This is a genomic window from Pseudomonas sp. BT-42-2, assembly GCF_025847435.2.
In the GTDB taxonomy this organism is placed as follows: Bacteria; Pseudomonadota; Gammaproteobacteria; order Pseudomonadales; family Pseudomonadaceae; genus Aquipseudomonas; species Aquipseudomonas urmiensis.
This window is the reverse complement of sequence record NZ_JAOYTM010000018.1, coordinates 100824-120152: the sequence shown is the minus strand read 5'-3', so window position 1 is coordinate 120152 and position 19329 is coordinate 100824. Positions and strand designations below refer to the sequence as shown.

Genomic DNA, 19329 nt, shown 5'->3' with positions numbered 1-19329 from the left:
CCTGAGCCTGTAATGCCTGTCATCCATGTCCGCTTGTACTCCTGACCTCGCCGCGCTGGCCCAATCGATCAAGGATTGGGGCCGTGAACTCGGCTTCGCCCATGTCGGTATCGCTGGTGTAGACCTTGGCGAGCATGAGCAGCACCTGCAACGCTGGCTCGACGCGGGCTATCAGGGCGAGATGGACTACATGGCTGCGCACGGCAGCAAACGCGCCCATCCCGACCAGCTGGTGCCCGGAACCTTGCGCGTGGTCTCGCTGCGCATGGACTACCTGCCCGGCGACACGCGCATGGCGCAGCTGCTGGCGCAGCCAGACAAAGCCTATATATCGCGCTATGCCCTGGGTCGCGACTACCACAAGCTGGTGCGCAAGCGCGTGCAGCATCTGGCCGATCGGGTGCAGCAAGCCATTGGCCCGTTTGGCTTTCGCGCCTTTGTCGACAGTGCCCCGGTGCTGGAGAAAGCCATTGCCCAGCAAGCCGGGCTAGGCTGGATCGGCAAGAACACCCTGCTGCTCAACCGCAAGGCGGGCAGCTACTTCTTTCTCGCCGAACTGTTCGTCGACCTGCCACTGCCGGTGGATGACGCGCAGGCCAGTGAGCACTGTGGGCGTTGCCAGGCGTGCCTAGACGTTTGCCCGACCCAGGCGTTTGTCGGGCCCTACCTGCTCGATGCGCGGCGCTGCATCTCGTACCTGACCATCGAATTGAAGCAGGCAATACCCGTCGAGCTGCGACCACTGATCGGTAATCGGGTGTTTGGCTGCGATGATTGCCAGATCGTCTGCCCGTGGAATCGCTTTGCCCGGCCAACCCAGGAGAACGACTTCAAGCCGCGCCATGGGCTGGATAATGCGCAGTTGGCTGCGCTGTTTCTGTGGGACGAGGCGACCTTCCTGGGCAACACCGAGGGCTCGCCGCTGCGCCGGGCCGGTTATGAGCGCTGGTTGCGCAACCTGGCGGTGGGGCTGGGCAATGCGCCTTCGACGATCCCAGTGCTGGAGGCGTTACAGGCGCGCCGCGAGTATCCGTCGGAGCTAGTCAGGGAGCATGTGGAGTGGGCGCTGGCCCAGCATGAGGCGCGCACAGCCCCACTCTGAACTCATGTGGGAGCGGGCTTGCCCCGCGACGAAATCACTGCTGGTCGTTGTAGTGGAACTTGGGCATTTCCCAATGGAAACGAATCGCCAGCAAACGCACCAGGAACCCGCCAAACAAGGTCAGCAGCATCGCCTGCTCCGCTGGCACCTGGAAGTGCACGCAGCCCAGATAGAACCACGCAGCGGCAAACGACACGCTGGCATACAGCTCGCGGCGGAACACCAAGGGAATGTCGTTGCAGAAGATATCCCGCAGAATGCCGCCAAACACCCCAGTGATCACCCCGCTGATCGACGCCACCAGCATGCCCTGACCCATTTCCAGCGCGGTCATGCAGCCAATGAGGGTAAAGGCCACCAGCCCCAGCGCATCGAGTACCAGGAACAGCGAACGCAGGTGGCGCATCAACGGCGCGATGAAGATGGTCAGCAGCGCGGCGAAGCTGGTCAGTACCAGGTACTCGGGGTGCTTCACCCAGGTCAACGGGTAGTGCCCGAGCAGCACATCGCGCACCGAACCGCCACCCAGGGCAGTCACGCACGCGATTAGCACCACTCCAAACCAGTCCATCCCGCGACGACCGGCAGACAAGGCACCGGTCATGGCTTCGGCGGTAATGGCGATGAGGTAGAGCATCAACAACATGGTGGCTGTCCGTGCAGGAAAGGCGCGCAGTCTACCCAGTTGTTCAGAGCACCAAAAGAGGGCGCGCCGAGTCTGATCGGCGCACGCGATGCTCAGACCTTGATGAAGTGCTCGCGGTAGTGACGCAGCTCGGCGATCGACTCGCGAATATCGTCCAGCGCCAGGTGCGTGCTGCCCTTCTTGAAGCTGTCACGCACATCCGGCGCCCAGCGCGCGGCGAGCTCCTTGAGCGTGGAGACGTCGAGGTTGCGGTAGTGGAAGTAGCTTTCCAGGGTTTTCATGTGGCGATACAGGAAGCGCCGGTCCTGGCAGATGCTGTTGCCACAGATCGGCGACTTGCCCTTAGGCACCCATTGTTCGAGGAACTTGACGGTTTCAGCCTCGGCCTCGGCTATGCTGATGCGGCTTTCGCGCACGCGCTGGGTCAGACCGGAGGCGCCGTGGGTGCGGGTGTTCCACTCATCCATGCGCGCCAGCACTTCATCGCTGTGGTGGATGGCGATCACCGGGCCTTCGGCCAAGGTATTGAGGTTGCTGTCGGTGACGATGGTGGCCATCTCGATGATGACGTCGTTATCCGGATCCAGACCGGTCATTTCCAGATCGATCCAGATCAGGTTCTGTGTGTTGTCCATGAAGGCGCTCCTCGAATAGGCCATCATCTTACCCTAGCGGCCAATGTCGATGCAGTCGCGCGCAAAAAGGTAACCGGATGGCACACAGGTGGAGCGTGCTAAACTGCCAGTCGTTTTCTTTCTGCCCCCGCCAACACGGAACCTTCATGGCCAAACGCCAGCTCAATCGCCGCCAGAACTGGCGCATCGAAAAAATCCAGGGCGAGCGTGCCGCACGCGCCGCTAAACGCGAGCAACATGCCTTGCAGGAACTGGAGGGTGGCGACCTGGGGCCGGAGCAATTTGGCCTGGTAATCGCCCACTTTGGCGTACAGGTCGAGGTCGAGGCGCAGGACGGCGAAGTCGCCGGGCAGATCTTCCGCTGCCACTTGCGGGCCAACCTGCCGGCACTGGTCACTGGTGACCGAGTGGTTTGGCGCGCGGGCAACCAAGGGATTGGCGTCATCGTCGCGCAGCTGCCGCGCAGCACCGAGTTGTGCCGGCCGAACAACCACGGCCAGCTCAAGCCGGTGGCGGCCAACGTCGACCTGATCGTGATCGTCTTCGCCCCGGCCCCCGAGCCCCACGCCAACCTGATCGACCGCTACCTGGTGGCCGCCGAGCACGCCGGCATCCGCCCCTTGCTGCTGCTGAACAAGGCCGACCTGGTCAACGAGGAAAACGGCCCAGGGCTGAACGCCCTGCTTGAGGTTTATCGCGACCTGGGTTATCCACTGCTAGAAGTTTCCGCGCATCAAGGCGACGGCATGCAGCGCCTGCAAGAGCTGCTCGATGGCCACATCAGTGTGTTCGTCGGCCAGTCTGGCGTGGGTAAGTCCTCGCTGGTCAACAGCCTGTTGCCCGCCGCCCAAACCCGCGTGGGCGATCTTTCCGAGTGGTCCGGGCAAGGCACGCACACCACCACCACCGCCCGCCTCTATCACTTCCCCAATGGCGGCGACCTGATCGACTCACCGGGCATCCGTGAGTTCGGCCTGGTGCACGTCAGCCGCGATGATGTCGAAGCAGGCTTCATCGAGTTCAGCGAGCTGCTCGGCAACTGCCGTTTCCGCGACTGCAAACACGACCGCGAGCCTGGCTGCGCGCTGCTCAAGGCGCTGGACGAAGGGCGGATCAAACCGCAGCGGATGCACAGTTATCGCTCGATCATCGCCAGCCTGGGTGAAGATACTTACTAGGTTTCCGTAGGAAAACTTACCAAAGCAAGTAGGACGACTCTCGTTTTGTAGTCAGCTATTGTTCCGCCCCGGTCTTTCCTTGATGGTCATGGCTCAAGCCTCATCAGGGAAGAGCCGACTATGACCTCCACACCCGCAACCTCCTCAAAGCGCCCCACCCTCCATCACGGAGGGCCTAGCTGATGCCCGTCGTCATCTGCTACCGCCACAATGAACGGCTCGACGCGTTCATTCTCAATGAGCGCTTGCTGCTTGAGGATGTTCCAACCCAACTGGTGCAATTCGACAGTACCGGGCAAACCACTGAAGACCTGTGCGGCAGCCTTTGCCAGCAACTCAGTGACGCCACGCACCTGATTGGCGTGCTCTCCAGCGAGGGCGCGCAACGATGGTGGACGGCATGGTTGATGGGCGCAGCGGTCATGGCCAGTCGGCGAGTCAGCCTGTACCAGAGTGGCGCGCAGTCATTGCCAGAACATTTAGGTAAGTGGCCGGTGATGCGCAGCCGTGAGCACATCGAGCTGTTTGTGCGCGCCTACCATGATGAACGGACCTTTGAGCGGGCGATGTCGCTGCCACCGGTGCGTTTGCACAGTGTCGACCGGAGTAATGCGGATTTCTTTCATGCCGATCTCAAGGCCAAGATTCGGCGGGGCTTTTGAATGAAGTGGGGCGCTTAGCGCCCCACTTGCCCTTATTCTGTGGGCTCATCCATCTTCAATGTGCCATCTTCGAAGATGTTCAGCTTCTGGCGCAGCTCGCGAGGCTGCATCGGCTCGGCGGCTGCTCCAGGCACTGCTGGCGCCGCAGCGCCCGGGGCGGCTGGCGCTGCCGGTGGCGCCTCAGGCGTACCCTGCTCACCTTCGATGTTACGCTGGGCCTTCTTGGTCAAGACGATGATATCGATACGCCGGTTGACCGGGTTGAACGGATCCTTGCGATCGAACAGCGACGAGGAGGCATAACCGACCACGCGCGCCACTTGATCATCCGGATAACCACCCGCCACCAGTGCCCGCCGCGCAGCGTTGGCACGGTTGGCCGACAGCTCCCAGTTACCGAACTCGCCTGCGCCGGCATACGGCTTGGCATCGGTGTGGCCGCTGACGCTGATCTTGTTCGGCACCGCCTTGATGGTGTCGGCCATGGCCAGCAGGATGTCTTCGAAGTACGGCTGCAAGCGTGCGCTGCCGATATCGAACATCGGCCGGTTCTCGGCATCCATGATCTGGATGCGCAGGCCGTCCTGGGTGATCTCGAACAGGATCTGGTCCTTGAACTTCTGCAGCTGCGGATTTTCCTCGACCTTGTTCTGCAGCTCTTGCAGGAGCAGGTTCAAACGCTCCTTCTCGACCTGCTCGGCCATGGTCTCGACCTGGTCCTTGTCCAACTGAATGCTGGTGTCTGGGGTCGGCTCGGACTTTTCTTCCGGGTTGATGGTCTTTTCCGGAGCCAGCTGCGGCGAGCCGCCCAGGTCGATGACGTAGGGCGTACCGCTTTCGGAGAAGCCAATCGGATCCTTGAAGTAGCCGGCAATGGCGATCTTCTGCTCAGGCGTAGCGGTCGACAGCAACCACAGCACCAGGAAGAACGCCATCATCGCCGTGGCGAAGTCGGCAAAGGCGATCTTCCAGGCGCCGCCGTGGTGACCGCCACCGAAGCGCTTGACGCGCTTGATGATTATCGGCTGATTGTTTTCCATGACTCAGCGACCGCGAACCGCTTGTTCCAGCTCGGCGAAGCTCGGACGGTGCTTGGGATAGAGCACCTTGCGCCCGAATTCGACGGCCAGCGATGGCGGCATGCCAGAGGCCGAAGCAACCAGCGAAGCCTTGATCGCCTCGTACAGGTTGACCTCTTCCTTGGCGTCGTGCGCCAGGCAGGTGGCCAGGGGGCCGAAGAAGCCGTAGGCAGCCAGAATACCGAAGAAGGTACCGACCAGTGCCGCACCCACGTGCAGGCCGATCGAGGCCTGGTCGCCTTCACCCAGCGAGGCCATGGTCACGACGATACCCAGTACCGCGGCGACGATACCGAAACCAGGCATGCCGTCGGCGATGCCGGTCACCGCATGAGAGGGGTGATCGAGCTCTTCCTTCATGCTCAGCAGCTCCATGTCGAACAAGCCTTCGAGCTCGTGCGGGGCCATGTTGCCGGTGGACATGATGCGCAGGTAATCGCAGATGAACGCGGTCATGCGCTCATCACCCAGCACTGCGGGGTATTTAGCGAAGATCGGGCTGGCCGCAGCGTCTTCGATATCGCTCTCGATTGCCATCATGCCTTCACGACGGCTCTTGTTGAGGATCTCGTAAACCAGGCCAAGCACCTCCAGATAGAAGGTGTGGGAGAAGCGCGAGCCGAACATCTTCATCGACTTCTTGATCACATGCATGGTCATGTAACCAGGGTTGGCCTGCAGGAACGCGCCAAAGGCCGCACCGCCGATGATCAGCACTTCGAACGGCTGGATCAGCGCCGCGATCTTGCCGTGGGAGAGTACGTAACCGCCGAGCACGCTCGCGAATACGACGATGATGCCGATAATTTTAGCCATAGGTTCAAAGCACTTGCTGTCGTGGTCAGGGTCGGGGACGGGAGCTTTAAAACTCTTCTTCTACTTATCGGCAGAACTGCGCCAGACTATAGCCACTCAAAGCGAAAAGCCAGTTTGGACTGATGTCAAAATGCCAATTGAAACCAAGGTACCAGGTCAGATTCCGCGCACCCTCGATGGCTGGATAAAGCTGCTCGATAGCGTCCGCCTGCCGGTGCCGAAAGAAAGCCACGACCGTGTTTTAGCCGCAATCAATGACAGCCGTAGGTCCCTGCGCGAAATCGCCGAACTGATGCAGGACAGCCCGGCCCTGGTGCTTTGCGTGATGCGTGAGGCCAATCATCCGGCCAATGCCAGCCAGGCCGAGCCCGCCGAAAGCCTTGAGGTTGCCGTCAACCGCCTGGGCCTGGAGCGTACCGCCCAGTTGCTGACGCGCCTGCCCGCGCTGCCGGGCGACGATATCCCACCAGTGCTGCGCCAATTTCTACTGATCAGCCAACACGCCTCGCAGCAGGCCAGCGGCCTGTTCGCCAGCCGCCTGGCTCGGCTGTGGCAAGAAATCCACTGGGGTAGCCTGTTGTTCCTGTCGCCGCTGTGGCCATTGGCCCTGAGCCACCCCAAGCTGCTGGACGCCTGGGAGCTGCGGGTGATCCACAAGGGTGAAGATGCCACCGAAGTCGAACAGGAGCTGTTCGGGGTGCGCATCATGGAGTTGTGCCAAGCCGTTGCCAGTCACTGGCGCCTGCCCGAGTGGGTGACCCAGGGCTATCGCTTGCTGACCAGCGAACGCGAATTGCTCGCCCAAGTACTGAACATCGCCCGCGAACCCGACAGCCTCACCCAGCAACACCGGCTGGATGAAGAGCCCGGCCTGCGTCGCTGGTTCAACCAGCCGGCCAACACCGTGCTGCTGGCCAACGGCCTGGCCCTGGCCGCCCAGGTTGGCTGGGACAACCCGCACCTGCTGCGCTGGCAATTGCTGACTGCGCTGTATTTGCAAACCAGCCTCGATGACGTCCAGCAGCAGGTCCACCAACAAGCGGCGGCCAGCGCCCGCCACCATGCGCGCCACGCCCTGTTCCACCCAGCCGAAGCGCTGATCTGGCCGTGGCAGCAACGCCGGCCGCACCCCGATATGCTCACCCCGCCGCCGCCACCCAGTGAAGACCTGGTCCGCTGGCGCAAGCTGTGCGGTGAACTGTTGGCCCAGCCAAGCCCGTTCAGCAACGCCGTGCATCTGGCTAGCCAGGCCTGCGAAGCGCTGCTGGCCTGCGGCATGCAGCGGATCATGCTACTGATGCACGATAAGCCCAATGACGCTTTGCTCGTGCAACGAGCGGCTGGTTTGCCCACTGAAGCCGCAGCCCTGAACTTGCCGGTTGCGCAAAACAAACTGTTGCAGCGCTTGACCAGTCAGGCCGGGCAACTGCGCCTGACCCCGGACAACCATGCGCAGTTTTCTGCCCTGCTGCCCGCAGCACTACGCGCGCTGTTCCGCAGCGAGCACCTGCTGCTGCGCTCGTTGGCCGTCGATGGCCAGGTGCTGATGCTGATGATTGCCGACCAGGGCGGTAAGCCGCTAGCTGATGTCGGTGTGCAAGCCTTTGGCAAAACCGCGCAGTGCGTAGAGCGTGCCCTGGCCACCTTCAGCAAGCCCAATCGTTAAGCCTTACGCTACAATCGCCCCCTCACGTTCCACCCTGGAGACTGTGGATGACTGACTTTTCCGGCTTGCCGCTGGTGATCGAACCGGCTGACTTGCTGTCGCGCCTGGATTCGCCACAGCTGATCCTGGTCGATCTGACCAGTGCCAACCGTTATGGCAGCGGGCACATTCCCGGCGCGCGCTTCGTCGACCCCAAGCGCACTCAGCTTGGCCAGCCGCCGGCCCCCGGCCTGCTGCCGGCACGTGCCGACCTGGAAAAACTGTTCGGCGAACTCGGCCACCGCGATGACGCCGTTTACGTGGTGTACGACGACGAGGGCGGCGGCTGGGCTGGGCGCTTCATCTGGCTGCTGGATGTCATTGGCCATAGCAAGTATCACTACCTCAATGGTGGTATCCAGGCATGGCCGGCTGACAAGTTGTCCACCGACGTGCCGGTCAGCGCTGGCGGCCCGTTGAGCCTGACCTTGCATGCCGAACCCACCGCCACCCGCGAATACCTGCAAAGCCGGCTAGGCGCTGCCGACCTGGCCATCTGGGACGCCCGCGCGCCCAGCGAATACCGTGGCGAGAAGGTCTTGGCGGCCAAAGGCGGGCATATCCCTGGCGCGGTCAACTTCGAGTGGACCGCCGGCATGGACATGAATGACCATCTGCGCATCCGCAAGGACATGGCCGAGATCCTCCAGAACCTGGGCATCACCCCGGACAAGGAAGTGATCACCCACTGCCAGACCCATCACCGCTCCGGTTTTACCTACCTGGTGGCTAAATCCCTCGGCTACCCACGGGTCAAGGCCTACGCCGGCTCCTGGGGCGAATGGGGTAACCATCCGGACACGCCTGTAGACGTTTAAGGAAATTCAATGAAATCCCGCTTGTTCATCATCAGCCAGTACCTGCTGCCGCACCATTTGCTGTCGCGGCTGGCCGGTTGCATTGCCGAGTGCCGTGCGCGCTGGTTCAAGAATGCCTTCACCGCCTGGTTCGCCAAGCGCTATCAGGTCGACATGTCCGAAGCGCTGGTCGAAGACCTCAGCGCCTACGAGCACTTCAACGCCTTCTTCACTCGCGCCCTCAAGCCCGGTGCCCGCCCGTTGGATGAAACGCCAGGCGCCATCCTGTGTCCGGCAGACGGTGCAGTGAGCCAGCTCGGCCCGATCGAGCATGGCCGCATCTTCCAGGCCAAGGGCCACGGCTACAGCGCGCTGGAGCTGCTGGGCGGTGACCCGGCCCTGGCCGCGCCGTTCATGGGCGGTGAGTTCGCCACCATCTACCTGTCGCCCAAAGACTACCACCGCGTGCATATGCCGCTGGCCGGTACCTTGCGCGAGATGGTCTATGTGCCGGGTCGCCTGTTCTCGGTCAACCAGACCACTGCGGAAAACGTTCCAGAGCTGTTCGCTCGTAATGAGCGCGTGGTCTGCCTGTTCGACACCGAGCGCGGGCCAATGGCCGTGGTGCTGGTAGGGGCGATGATCGTGGCCTCGATCGAAACCGTCTGGGCGGGCCTGGTCACGCCACCGAAGCGTGAGCTGAAGACCTTCCGTTATGACGAAGCCAGCCGGGCGCCGATTCATTTGGAGAAAGGTGCCGAATTGGGCCGTTTCAAGCTGGGTTCGACGGCGATCGTGCTGTTCGGGCCAGAGCAGGTGAAGTGGGCCGAGAGCCTGGGTGCTGGATCGGCGGTGCGCATGGGCCAGCAATTGGCTGTGCCTAGCCAAGCCTGACCGTAGCGCAAAGAAAAGGCCCCGCATGACATCAGTCGTGCGGGGCCTTTTTCATTTTTGGGCCGCTTTGCGCCCCTTCGCGGGCGAGCCCGCTCCCACAAGGTTCAGCGGCGCTGCAAAAACCTGTGGGAGGGGCTTGTCGAGGCGTCGAACCGCCGCAAAGCGGCCCCATTACAGTATCGGATCAGCCGCGAGCGTCGCGATCGCGCAAGCCAAGCAGATACAGCACGCCATCCAAGCCAAGGGTAGAAATCGCCTGTTTGGCCGACTGACGCACCAGCGGCTTGGCGCGGAAGGCAACCCCCAGCCCCGCCAGCGACAGCATCGGCAAATCATTGGCGCCGTCGCCCACGGCGATAGTCTGCGCCAGTTGCAGGCCTTCCTTGCTCGCCAGCTCCTGGAGCAGATCAGCTTTGCGCTGCGCGTCGACGATCGGCTCGATGGCCACGCCAGTCACTTTGCCGTCGACCACTTCCAGCTCGTTGGCAAACACATAGTCGATGCCCAGACGCGCTTGCACCTGCTTGGCAAAATAGGTGAAGCCGCCCGACAGAATTGCCGTTTTATAGCCCAGACGCTTGAGCTCGGTGAACAGGTTCTCAGCACCTTCAGTCAGCCGCAGCGAGGCGCCGATCTCATCCAGCACGCCCACGTCGAGCCCCTTGAGCAGCGCCATCCGCTCCTTGAAGCTGGCGCGGAAATCCAACTCGCCGCGCATCGCCCGCTCAGTGATCGCGGCCACTTGTTCGCCGACGCCGGCAGCCTTGGCCAACTCGTCGATCACTTCGGCCTCGATCAGGGTCGAGTCCATGTCGAACACTGCCAGGCGGCGGTTGCGGCGGAACAGGTCGTCCTTCTGGAAGGCGATATCAACCGCCAGCTCTTGCGACAGGGCGAAGAACTCGGCACGCAGGGCTTGGGCATCGCTCGGCTCGCCGCGTACGGAAATTTCCAGGCAGGCCTTGCCCTTCTCTGTTGGCGCATCCAGCACCACCCGGGCGGAGAGACGCTCGATCCGCTCGATAGTCAGGCCATATTGGCTGATCACCGCACTGACCCGTTGCAACTGCTCCGGGGTGACCTTGCGGCTGAGCAAGGTAACGATCTGCCGCGCCTCGCCCTGGCTATCGGCCCAATGCTGGTAATCGGCCTCGGAAATCGGCGTGTAACGCGCTTGCAGGTTGAGCTCGTGGGCCTTGGCTTGCACGCTTTGCAGCAGCTGGGTGGCCACTTCGTTGTCAGGGATGTCGACCAGGATGCCGAACGACAAGGTGCCGTGCATGACCGCCAGGCCGATGTCGAGGATGTTCACACCGCCCTGGAGCAGGACGCCGGTGATGGCGGCAGTGAGACCGGGACGGTCCTCACCGGTGATGTTGATCAGGACGATTTCGCGCACAACCTGGCTCCGACTTCGATGAAAAATGCGCATTCTACCGATTTTCCATGACTATCGGGCGCCGCTGATACTTTGCCGACAAATCCCGGCTCGCTATACTGCGCAGCACTTTCTCGCCATAAAGAGCCGCGCTCTGTGAACCGGCCCACGCCCGTTAAACCCGATAACTTCTTCCTGATGATCTTCCGTGCCCTGCGCCAGCGTCGCGTTCCCCTGGCACTGCGTATCGCCAGCACCAACATTTTTTTGGTGGCGCTGGCGCTGGTGATCTATGCCTGCGTGATGGGCCTGCAGTTCAAGCAGGCCATGCACGAGCAGGCCGATGCGCTAGGGCAGAGCCTGACCATCCAGACCGCTACCTCGGCTACCGAGCTGCTGGTGTCCAACGACATCCTCAGCCTCAATGTGCTGCTGGGCAACCTGGTGAAGAACCCGCTGGTGGCTCACGCGGCGATCTACAGCGTCGACAACCGCATCCTTGCCGAGGCTGGCCAACGGCCGAAAAACAGCCTGCTGGGTGAGGCGGAAGGCCTTTATCAGACCAAGATCACCTTCCAGGATGTCACTGCCGGGCAGCTGCGTATCAGCCTGGACATGAGCCAATTCCAGCAGCCCATGCTGATCAGCCTGCAAAGCATGGGCATTCTGGCGGCAATCCTGCTGGCGCTGGCGCTGACCTTGAGCCTGCGCCTGGGCCGCTTCATCTCCACACCGCTGTTGCAACTGCGGGTCTGGCTACGTGATCCGCACCCCTATACCCCGGCGATCGATCGCCAGGACGAAATCGGCGATATCGCCCGTCAATTGCATGCCCGCCTTGCCCCTCCTCCACCGCCAGAACCGGAGGAAGAGGACGACGACGAAGAAGCGTTCGACGATTTGCACGATACCCCCGTCGTCGCCAAAGCTGCGCCACGGGCAAAAGTGGCAGCGCATGATGACGACGAAGACGATGAAGCCTTTGCGGGCCTGATCGACATCGAAGAGCCGCGCGCCAAACCTGCGCCGGTCGAATCTGACGAGCCGCAATACACCGCCGTGCTCGCCGTGCAGTTGGGCTCGCAGGAGCAACTGCGGCGCCTGCCACGCACCCGCCTGACCGAGCTGCTCGAACGCTACACCGATTGCCTGGAACAGGCGGCGTCGCTGTATGAGGGAGAAACTCACACCCTCAACGATGGCAGCACACTGCTGCTGTTCCACAGCCGCGACAGCGGCGAGGACTACCTGACCAACGCTATCTGCTGCGGCGAGCTGCTGCGCGCCCTGGGCCATGCCCTGCAAATTGAAGTGGCGGACAGCGGGATTACCCTGCAGCTGCAATTGGGCCTGGTGTTGGCCGATGACCTGCAAGGCCTGGAGCAGGTCGATTTGCTGATGGCGGAGAAAGCCCAGGACGCCTTGGCGCTGTCGCAGCACAGCCGCAACCTGCTGCTGGTAGAGCGCCAGATCAGTGACGACACCCTGGTTCGTCAGCGCGCGCGTATCCGCCCAATCGCCAGCCCTGAAGGGGCTTGCTGCGTGGAGCGCTTGATGGAACCCTATCCGTCGATGCTGGAGCGGCAGTTGGCGCGGATGCACGAGCGGCGCGTCTGAGGTCAGCTAGACATCCCAATCGGCCGGCCACAAAAAAGCCCGCATCTGCGCGCAATGCTATTCACTTAAGACTCGTCTCGTATGCATTGGGGCCGCTTTGCGCCCCTTCGCGGGCAAGCCCGCTCCCACAGATACAGCGCCGCTGTGACGGTAGGCGCCGTACCTGTGGGAGCGGGCTTGCCCGCGAAGGGGCGCAAAGCGGCCCCAAAATTTTAAGTGAATAGCATTGCGCGCAGATGCGGGCTTTTTTGTGGCTGGAAGATCAGAACCGATAGACTTCCATATCGGTGCGAATTGGCGAAGCCATTGGAATCTTCGACTTCTCCCGCTCTTTCTTCACTTGAACCGGCGCGGCAGGCTTCTTCGGCGCCTCTTCAGCAATCGCCGGCTGGTTGGCCAACGGCTTGACGGCGCTGCTCAGCTGCTCGGCGAGCTTCTGCAGCAACTGGCCCTGGGCCTGCACCTGGGAAGACTCCGTGCCCTCATGCTGCTGCTCAAGGTGGACGATACGGTTGTCACGTACGTTGCCGCGACGATCAAGCAGACGCCACTGGGCATCGAGGATCGCCGGCTGGTTCTTGCCCGAATCGAGCCGGGTAATCGACAGCAATACCTGCACGTCCGGCGCAAAGCCAGTGCTCGCTGGGGCCAGCACGACCCGCTGACTGTCCAGACGCCAGGCCAGCTGACGGACCAGTAACTGGTCGATATCCGACGAAAGGCTGCCCGCCCAACGACCATCCGTCGCAGAAGTCAGGCTGCCATCAGCCTGGCGCTGCAAGAAGGTTTCGCGTTGCAGATAGTCGGCAACCGACACAGGACCGAGCACCACAGCCATGCCCGCGCTTTGCGAAGGCTGGCCAGGATCACCGCTGTCGAGCTGATACAGGGCAACCGGCTGGTGCATGCTGCACCCGCTCAGGCCCAACAGGCCAGTCATCAACAGCGCAAATGGAAGGCGCAGAAATTTCATCATCCCATCCAAGCGGCCGCCCTCGGCACACCGCAGTGATACACATGTAGATTCTTTTGGGCGCACAGCCACGCCGGCGCCACAGGGGCACTATCATCCGCGAAATAGCCGTCCGACTCCAGTGTTTCCGCCGGTAACAACGCCGAAATTGCCACTTCAGACAATTCGCACGGCTAGCTGGAAGTTTCCACCAGCAACCCGTCGACCCGCTGGAAGCCGCGTGGCAGCTTGCTGCCGCGTCGACCGCGCTCACCTTTATAGTGCTCCAGATCGTCAGGTTTCAGAGACAGGGTACGCTTGCCAGCCTGCAATACAAGGGTCGCCCCCTCGGCAATCACGGCCAGATCGGTAACGTATTCCTCTCGGCTGGCCACCCGATCGCCTGGCACGCCGATAATCTTGTTGCCCTTGCCCTTGCCCAGTTGCGGCAGGTCGGCAACCTTGAACACCAACAGCCGGCCTTCGGTGGTCACCGCTGCCAGCCAGTCCTGCTCGCGGTCGGCCACCGGACGCGGGGTCATCACCTTGGCGCCGTTGGGTAGGCTGAGCAGGCCCTTGCCGGCCTTGTTCTTGGCCTGCAAATCCTCGCCCTTGACCACGAAGCCGTAACCGGCGTCGGAGGCAACCACGTACAGCGCATCATCCTCGGGCAGCAATACGCATTCGAACGTAGCCCCAGGCGGTGGCGTCAACCGGCCAGTAAGCGGCTCGCCCTGCCCCCGCGCCGATGGCAGGGTATGTGCCGCCACCGAATAGCTGCGCCCGGTCGAATCGATGAGCACGGCAAACTGGTTGGAACGGCCAGCGGCAGCGGCCTTGAAGCCATCGCCCGCCTTGTAGGAGAGACCGGTGGCGTCGATATCGTGGCCCTTGGCGCAACGCACCCAGCCTTTTTCCGACAGCACCACAGTGACCGGCTCGGTCGGCATCAGCTCGTTTTCCGAAAGCGCCTTGGCTTCGGCGCGCTCGACTATCGGAGAACGGCGCTCGTCGCCATAGGTTTCGGCGTCCTTGATCAGCTCGCTGCGCACCAGTTTGCGCAGTTTGGCGTCGCTGCCCAGCAGGGCCTGCAACTTGGCTTGCTCCTTGAGCAGTTCGTCCTGCTCGCCACGGATCTTCATCTCTTCCAGACGTGCCAACTGACGCAGGCGGGTCTCGAGGATGTAGTCGGCCTGGATTTCGGTCAGGTCGAAGCGGGCAATCAGCGCCTGCTTGGGGTGCTCCTCGGTGCGGATGATGTGGATCACTTCATCGAGGTTGAGGAACGCTGTGAGCAAACCGTCCAACAGGTGCAGACGTTTCTCGACCTTGTCCAAGCGGTGCTGCAGCCGGCGACGCACGGTGCCAATACGGAATTGCAGCCATTCTTGCAGCAGCACGCGCAGGTTCTTCAACTGCGGGCGGCCGTCCAGGCCAATGATATTGACGTTGACCCGGTAGCTGCTCTCAAGGTCTGTGGTGGCGAACAGATGCTGCATCAGCTCGTCGGCATCCACCCGGTTGGAACGCGGGATGATGACGATGCGGCACGGGTTCTCGTGGTCCGACTCGTCACGCAGGTCAGCGACCATCGGCAGCTTCTTGGCCTGCATCTGCGCAGCGATCTGCTCCAGCACCTTGGCCCCGGAGACCTGGTGTGGCAGCGCGGTAACGACGATGTCGCCATCCTCGACGCGGTAGACGGCGCGCATGCGGATCGAACCACGGCCGCTCTCGTAGATCTTGAGAAGATCGGCGCGCGGCGTGATGATCTCGGCTTCAGTCGGATAGTCCGGACCCTGGATGTGCTCGCACAGCTGCTCGACAGTGGCCTTGGGCTCATCGAGCAAACGCACGCAGGCGCTGGCCACTTCGCGCAGGTTATGCGGCGGCACGTCGGTGGCCATGCCCACGGCGATGCCGGTGGTGCCGTTGAGCAGAATGTTCGGCAGGCGCGCAGGCAGCACGGACGGCTCCTGCAAGGTGCCGTCGAAGTTCGGCACCCAATCGACGGTGCCTTGGCCTACTTCACTGAGCAGGACTTCGGAGTAACGTGACAGCCGTGCCTCGGTGTAACGCATGGCGGCGAACGACTTCGGATCGTCCGGCGCACCCCAGTTGCCCTGGCCATCGACCAGGGTATAGCGGTAGCTGAACGGCTGGGCCATCAGCACCATGGCTTCATAGCAGGCCGAATCGCCGTGCGGGTGGAACTTACCGAGCACGTCACCGACGGTACGCGCCGATTTCTTGTGCTTGGAATCGGCATCCAGCCCCAACTCGCTCATGGCATAGACGATGCGCCGCTGGACCGGCTTGAGGCCGTCGCCGATGTGCGGCAGGGCGCGGTCCATGATCACGTACATGGAGTAGTTGAGGTAGGCCTGTTCGGTGAAGTCAGCCAGGGAGCGGCGTTCGACGCCGTCGAGACTGAGTTCCAGTGAGTCGCTCATGCGGGCCTCGTCATTTCAGGTTCTGGCGCAACAGCATGCTGCCGCCGCGCTGGGTAAATTCAAGTTGTTTGAGGGCGCTCATGCCCAGCAGCACGGTCTCGCCGTCCAGGCCTGGGACCACCAGGGCGCGCACGCCCTGCAGGCGGATATCGCCCAGTTGCAGGCTGTCCAGACGGGTCCGATAGCCTTCGGTACGACCGTTGGCGGTACTGAGGATCACCGGCGCGCCGCGCTGTAGTTGCAAGTCCTTGGCCAACGACTCGGGAATCGCCACATCGGTGGCGCCGGTATCGAGCATGAATCGCACGCCTTTGCCGTTGATCGCGCCATCGGCGACGAAATGGCCCTGGCCGTTGCTTAACAGCCGTACTTCGATAAAACCTTCGCCGTGCTCGGACTGCGGCTGGGCATTGGGGTTTTGCTGGCGGTCTTCCCACTGGCCGAAAAAGCGCGTAGCCAGGAACATGGCCGCCGCCCAGGCGACCACCATCAGCACCTTGCCCGCGCGCTTGCCGGCCGGTTGGCTCATGGCTTGGCGCTCCAGCCGCCTTCAGGCGCCGCGAAGCGCCAGACGATCGGACGGGTTTCACCATCGGCGCGGTCGCCGTTGTTATTGTCCAAACCGATCCAGGCGCCCTTGGCATCGATCACCAGGGCTTCGGCGAGACCGAACGGTTGATCGTAGCGGCGTGAATCTTCCAGTGCCTCGACTGCGAACGACCAGCAACGCTCGACCTTGCCCGTATCGGCATCCCGGCGACAGACGCGGAAGGCGTTACGCTCCAGGGTAAACAGCTTGCCGTCGTACCAGGCGAGATCGGCGAAGTCGCGTGACAGCGCCCGGGGATTGGGCATCTGCGGCGGCTGCATTTCGACCCCGGCCTCGCTGAGCAGCACGCAACTGCGCCCGCACGTCCACACCGACTGCTGGCGATGGATCGCCACCAGGCCACGCCGCTCGCGCTCGGCAGCCAACCACAGGCGGTCGCCCGCCGGATTGATCGCCAGGCCCTCGAACAGCGCATTGAAGTGCAGCAGCATGCCGCTGGCCCGCGCCTGGCGGACCATGGCCGGGTCGATCTTCAACCAGTCAGGTTCTCCCTCGACCGGCACTTGCAGCACCGCCGCGTGGGCTTCGCTGACCAGATAGAAGTTGCCCGCCTGATCACAAGTGATGCCCTCGTAATCGAGCTCGCCACCACGAATGTAGGAAACCGCCCAGTTGCGCGACTTCAAGCCCCAGGGCAAGCCACTTTCCGGCACTGGCGGCGGCGTGAAGGTCAGCGCCTGGGCGCGCCAGACGCCGTTGTGCTGGTCCATGCGGTAAATGCGGTCGTCGTCACGGTCCGAGACGCCCCACAGCGCGCCGCGGCACCAGGCCAGGCCAGACAAATTGCCGCCGCGCATGCCGTCGATCGGATGCTCGGCAGTCAATTTCAGCTCTGGCCAGTTGCCCGCGAAGCTTGGAAGCGCAACCAGCGCCAGCACCGCTGTCAGGAGCAGACGGATCAAACCATGACCTCAGCCAGGTTACCTTTGGTTTCCAGCCAGCTCTTGCGATCGCCCGCACGTTTTTTCGCCAGTAGCTTATCCATCAGCTCGCACGTGGCTTGGACGTCATCCAGGGTCAACTGGACCAGGCGGCGGGTGTTCGGGTCCATGGTGGTCTCGCGCAGCTGCGGCGGGTTCATCTCACCCAGGCCTTTGAAGCGGGTGACCTGTGGCTTGCCGCGCTTCTTCTCGGCCACCAGGCGGTCGAGGATGCCGTCACGCTCAGGTTCGTCGAGGGCGTAGTAGATCTCTTTGCCCAGGTCGATGCGATACAGCGGCGGCATCGCCACGTAGACATGCCCGGCCTCGACCAGCGGGCGGAAGTGCTGGACGAACAGCGCGCACAGCAGGGTCGCGATGTGCAGGCCGTCGGAGTCGGCGTCGGCAAGAATGCAGATCTTGCCGTAGCGCAGCTGGGTCAGGTCGGTGGCACCTGGATCGACGCCAATGGCCACGGCAATGTTGTGCACTTCCTGGCTGGCCAGGACTTCACCGCCATCGACTTCCCAGGTGTTGAGGATCTTGCCGCGCAGCGGCAGGATCGCCTGGAACTCTTTATCCCGCGCCTGCTTGGCCGAGCCACCGGCCGAGTCACCCTCGACCAGGAACAGCTCGGAGCGCATCGGGTCTTGCCCGGCGCAGTCGGCCAGCTTGCCAGGCAGAGCCGGGCCTTGAGTGACGCGCTTGCGCTCGACCTTCTTGCTCGCCTTGAGGCGCCGGCCGGCGTTGCTGATGGCCAGTTCGGCCAATTGCATGCCCAGCTCTGGGTGGGCATTGAGCCACAGGCTGAAGGCGTCCTTGACCACGCCGGAGACGAACGCAGCGGCCTCGCGCGAGGATAGACGTTCTTTGGTCTGGCCGGAGAACTGCGCCTCCTGCATCTTCATCGACAGCACGAAGCTGATGCGCTCCCAAACATCTTCCGGAGCCAGCTTGACCCCACGCGGCAGCAGGTTGCGGAATTCGCAGAACTCGCGCATGGCATCGAGCAGGCCTTGGCGCAGGCCGTTGACATGGGTGCCGCCTTGGGCAGTGGGGATCAGGTTGACGTAGCTTTCCTGAACGCTGTCGCCGCCTTCCGGCAGCCACAGCAAGGCCCAGTCGACGGCTTCCTTGTTGCCGGCCAGGCTGCCGCAGAACGGCTCATCGGGCAGGCGCTGGAACTCGCTGACCGAGTCGACCAGGTAGGAGCGCAGGCCGTCTTCATAGTGCCATTCGACTTTCTCGCCGCTGGCCTTGTCCTCGAAGCTGATCGACAAACCTGGGCAAAGCACGGCCTTGGCCTTGAGCACATGCTTGAGGCGGCTGATGGAGAACTTCGGCGAGTCGAAGTACTTGGGGTCAGGGCTGAAATAGACGCTGGTGCCGGTGTTACGTTTGCCGACGCTGCCAACCACTTCCAGTTCCGTGGCCTTGAAGCCATCGGCGAAGGTCATCTGGTACTCGTTGCCGTCGCGCTTGACCCGCACGCGGACCTCGGTCGACAAGGCGTTGACCACCGAAATACCGACCCCGTGCAGGCCGCCGGAGAACTGGTAGTTCTTGTTGGAGAACTTACCGCCGGCGTGCAGTTTGGTGAGAATCAATTCGACGCCAGAGACGCCCTCTTCGGGGTGAATGTCCACCGGCATGCCGCGACCGTCGTCGCTGACTTCCAGCGAGTGGTCGGCGTGCAGGATCACCTGGATCGAGCGGGCGTGCCCGGCCAGGGCTTCGTCGACACTGTTGTCGATGACTTCCTGGGCCAAGTGGTTCGGCCGGCTGGTGTCGGTGTACATGCCCGGCCGCTTGCGAACCGGGTCGAGGCCGGAGAGGACTTCGATGGCGTCTGCGTTATAGGCGCTAGCGCTGGGATTGGCCATGG

General features: G+C 62.6%; 17 protein-coding genes. 7 read left to right on the top strand and 10 right to left on the bottom strand.

The features are described 5' to 3' along the window. The first annotated feature begins 25 nt into the window (after nt 1–25). Nucleotides 26–1102 carry a tRNA epoxyqueuosine(34) reductase QueG gene (queG, locus tag OIU19_RS21830; RefSeq protein WP_264236757.1) on the top strand — a complete coding sequence of 359 codons (1077 nt, stop codon included), beginning with the start codon at nt 26–28 and terminating at the stop codon, nt 1100–1102. A gap of 34 nt (nt 1103–1136) precedes the next feature. Here the strand turns inward: queG and OIU19_RS21825 are convergent, their stop codons facing one another. Continuing rightward, nucleotides 1137–1748 (bottom strand): trimeric intracellular cation channel family protein, encoded by a 612-nt coding sequence (locus OIU19_RS21825; RefSeq protein ID WP_186555608.1) that lies wholly within the window; start codon nt 1746–1748, stop codon nt 1137–1139. 92 nt (nt 1749–1840) lie between these two features. Then, a complete protein-coding gene (gene orn / locus OIU19_RS21820) occupies nt 1841–2383 on the bottom strand; it encodes an oligoribonuclease (RefSeq protein WP_264236756.1) in 543 nt (180 codons plus the stop codon). 146 nt (nt 2384–2529) lie between these two features. Here orn and rsgA point away from each other — a divergent pair, with 146 nt between their 5' ends. Continuing rightward, complete coding sequence (rsgA, locus tag OIU19_RS21815) at nt 2530–3561, top strand: small ribosomal subunit biogenesis GTPase RsgA (protein ID WP_264236755.1); 1032 nt, start codon at nt 2530–2532, stop codon at nt 3559–3561. A 182-nt stretch (nt 3562–3743) separates the two neighbouring features. Continuing rightward, nucleotides 3744–4223, top strand: coding sequence for a molecular chaperone Tir (locus OIU19_RS21810; protein ID WP_264236754.1), 480 nt, complete (start codon nt 3744–3746; stop codon nt 4221–4223). Between the two features lie 32 nt (nt 4224–4255). On the opposite strand, the gene motB is transcribed toward OIU19_RS21810, so the two are convergent. After that, complete coding sequence (gene motB / locus OIU19_RS21805) at nt 4256–5263, bottom strand: flagellar motor protein MotB (protein ID WP_264236753.1); 1008 nt, start codon at nt 5261–5263, stop codon at nt 4256–4258. Nucleotides 5264–5266: 3 nt separating this feature from the next. Beyond that, nucleotides 5267–6118, bottom strand: a complete 852-nt coding sequence (gene motA, locus OIU19_RS21800; protein WP_186555613.1) for a flagellar motor stator protein MotA — start codon at nt 6116–6118, stop codon at nt 5267–5269. A 130-nt stretch (nt 6119–6248) separates the two neighbouring features. Between motA and OIU19_RS21795 the strand changes: the two genes are divergently transcribed. Genes OIU19_RS21795 through asd form a run of 3 tightly spaced genes read left to right on the top strand, consistent with a single transcriptional unit; the run spans nt 6249 to nt 9514 of the window. Then, nucleotides 6249–7784 (top strand): HDOD domain-containing protein, encoded by a 1536-nt coding sequence (locus tag OIU19_RS21795; RefSeq protein WP_264236752.1) that lies wholly within the window; start codon nt 6249–6251, stop codon nt 7782–7784. A 47-nt stretch (nt 7785–7831) separates the two neighbouring features. Further along, on the top strand, nt 7832–8641 hold the full coding sequence (locus OIU19_RS21790) for a rhodanese-like domain-containing protein (RefSeq protein ID WP_264236751.1): 810 nt from the start codon (nt 7832–7834) through the stop codon (nt 8639–8641). 9 nt (nt 8642–8650) lie between these two features. After that, nucleotides 8651–9514: an archaetidylserine decarboxylase gene (gene asd / locus OIU19_RS21785; protein ID WP_186555616.1), complete on the top strand. Its 864-nt coding sequence runs from the start codon at nt 8651–8653 to the stop codon at nt 9512–9514. A 184-nt stretch (nt 9515–9698) separates the two neighbouring features. On the opposite strand, the gene serB is transcribed toward asd, so the two are convergent. Then, nucleotides 9699–10913, bottom strand: a complete 1215-nt coding sequence (gene serB / locus OIU19_RS21780) for a phosphoserine phosphatase SerB (protein WP_264236750.1) — start codon at nt 10911–10913, stop codon at nt 9699–9701. Nucleotides 10914–11048: 135 nt separating this feature from the next. Between serB and OIU19_RS21775 the strand changes: the two genes are divergently transcribed. Next, nucleotides 11049–12509: a histidine kinase gene (locus OIU19_RS21775; RefSeq protein WP_264236749.1), complete on the top strand. Its 1461-nt coding sequence runs from the start codon at nt 11049–11051 to the stop codon at nt 12507–12509. A gap of 262 nt (nt 12510–12771) precedes the next feature. On the opposite strand, the gene OIU19_RS21770 is transcribed toward OIU19_RS21775, so the two are convergent. The 5 genes from OIU19_RS21770 to parE all read right to left on the bottom strand — a co-directional run bounded on the left by OIU19_RS21770 (nt 12772) and on the right by parE (nt 19327). Then, nucleotides 12772–13482 carry a membrane integrity-associated transporter subunit PqiC gene (locus tag OIU19_RS21770; protein WP_264236748.1) on the bottom strand — a complete coding sequence of 237 codons (711 nt, stop codon included), beginning with the start codon at nt 13480–13482 and terminating at the stop codon, nt 12772–12774. Between the two features lie 173 nt (nt 13483–13655). Continuing rightward, entirely contained in the window at nt 13656–15914 is a 2259-nt protein-coding gene (parC, locus tag OIU19_RS21765) for a DNA topoisomerase IV subunit A (protein WP_264236747.1), read from the bottom strand. A 10-nt stretch (nt 15915–15924) separates the two neighbouring features. After that, a complete protein-coding gene (locus tag OIU19_RS21760) occupies nt 15925–16443 on the bottom strand; it encodes a TIGR02281 family clan AA aspartic protease (RefSeq protein WP_264236746.1) in 519 nt (172 codons plus the stop codon). Beyond that, entirely contained in the window at nt 16440–17426 is a 987-nt protein-coding gene (locus tag OIU19_RS21755) for an esterase-like activity of phytase family protein (protein ID WP_264236745.1), read from the bottom strand. Before OIU19_RS21755 ends, OIU19_RS21760 begins: the two co-directional genes overlap by 4 nt. Then, the gene (gene parE, locus OIU19_RS21750) at nt 17423–19327 is read right to left on the bottom strand and encodes a DNA topoisomerase IV subunit B (RefSeq protein WP_264236744.1); all 1905 of its coding nucleotides are present in this window, start codon (nt 19325–19327) and stop codon (nt 17423–17425) included. The genes OIU19_RS21755 and parE overlap by 4 nt, the downstream gene beginning before the upstream one ends. Nucleotides 19328–19329: the final 2 nt, after the last annotated feature.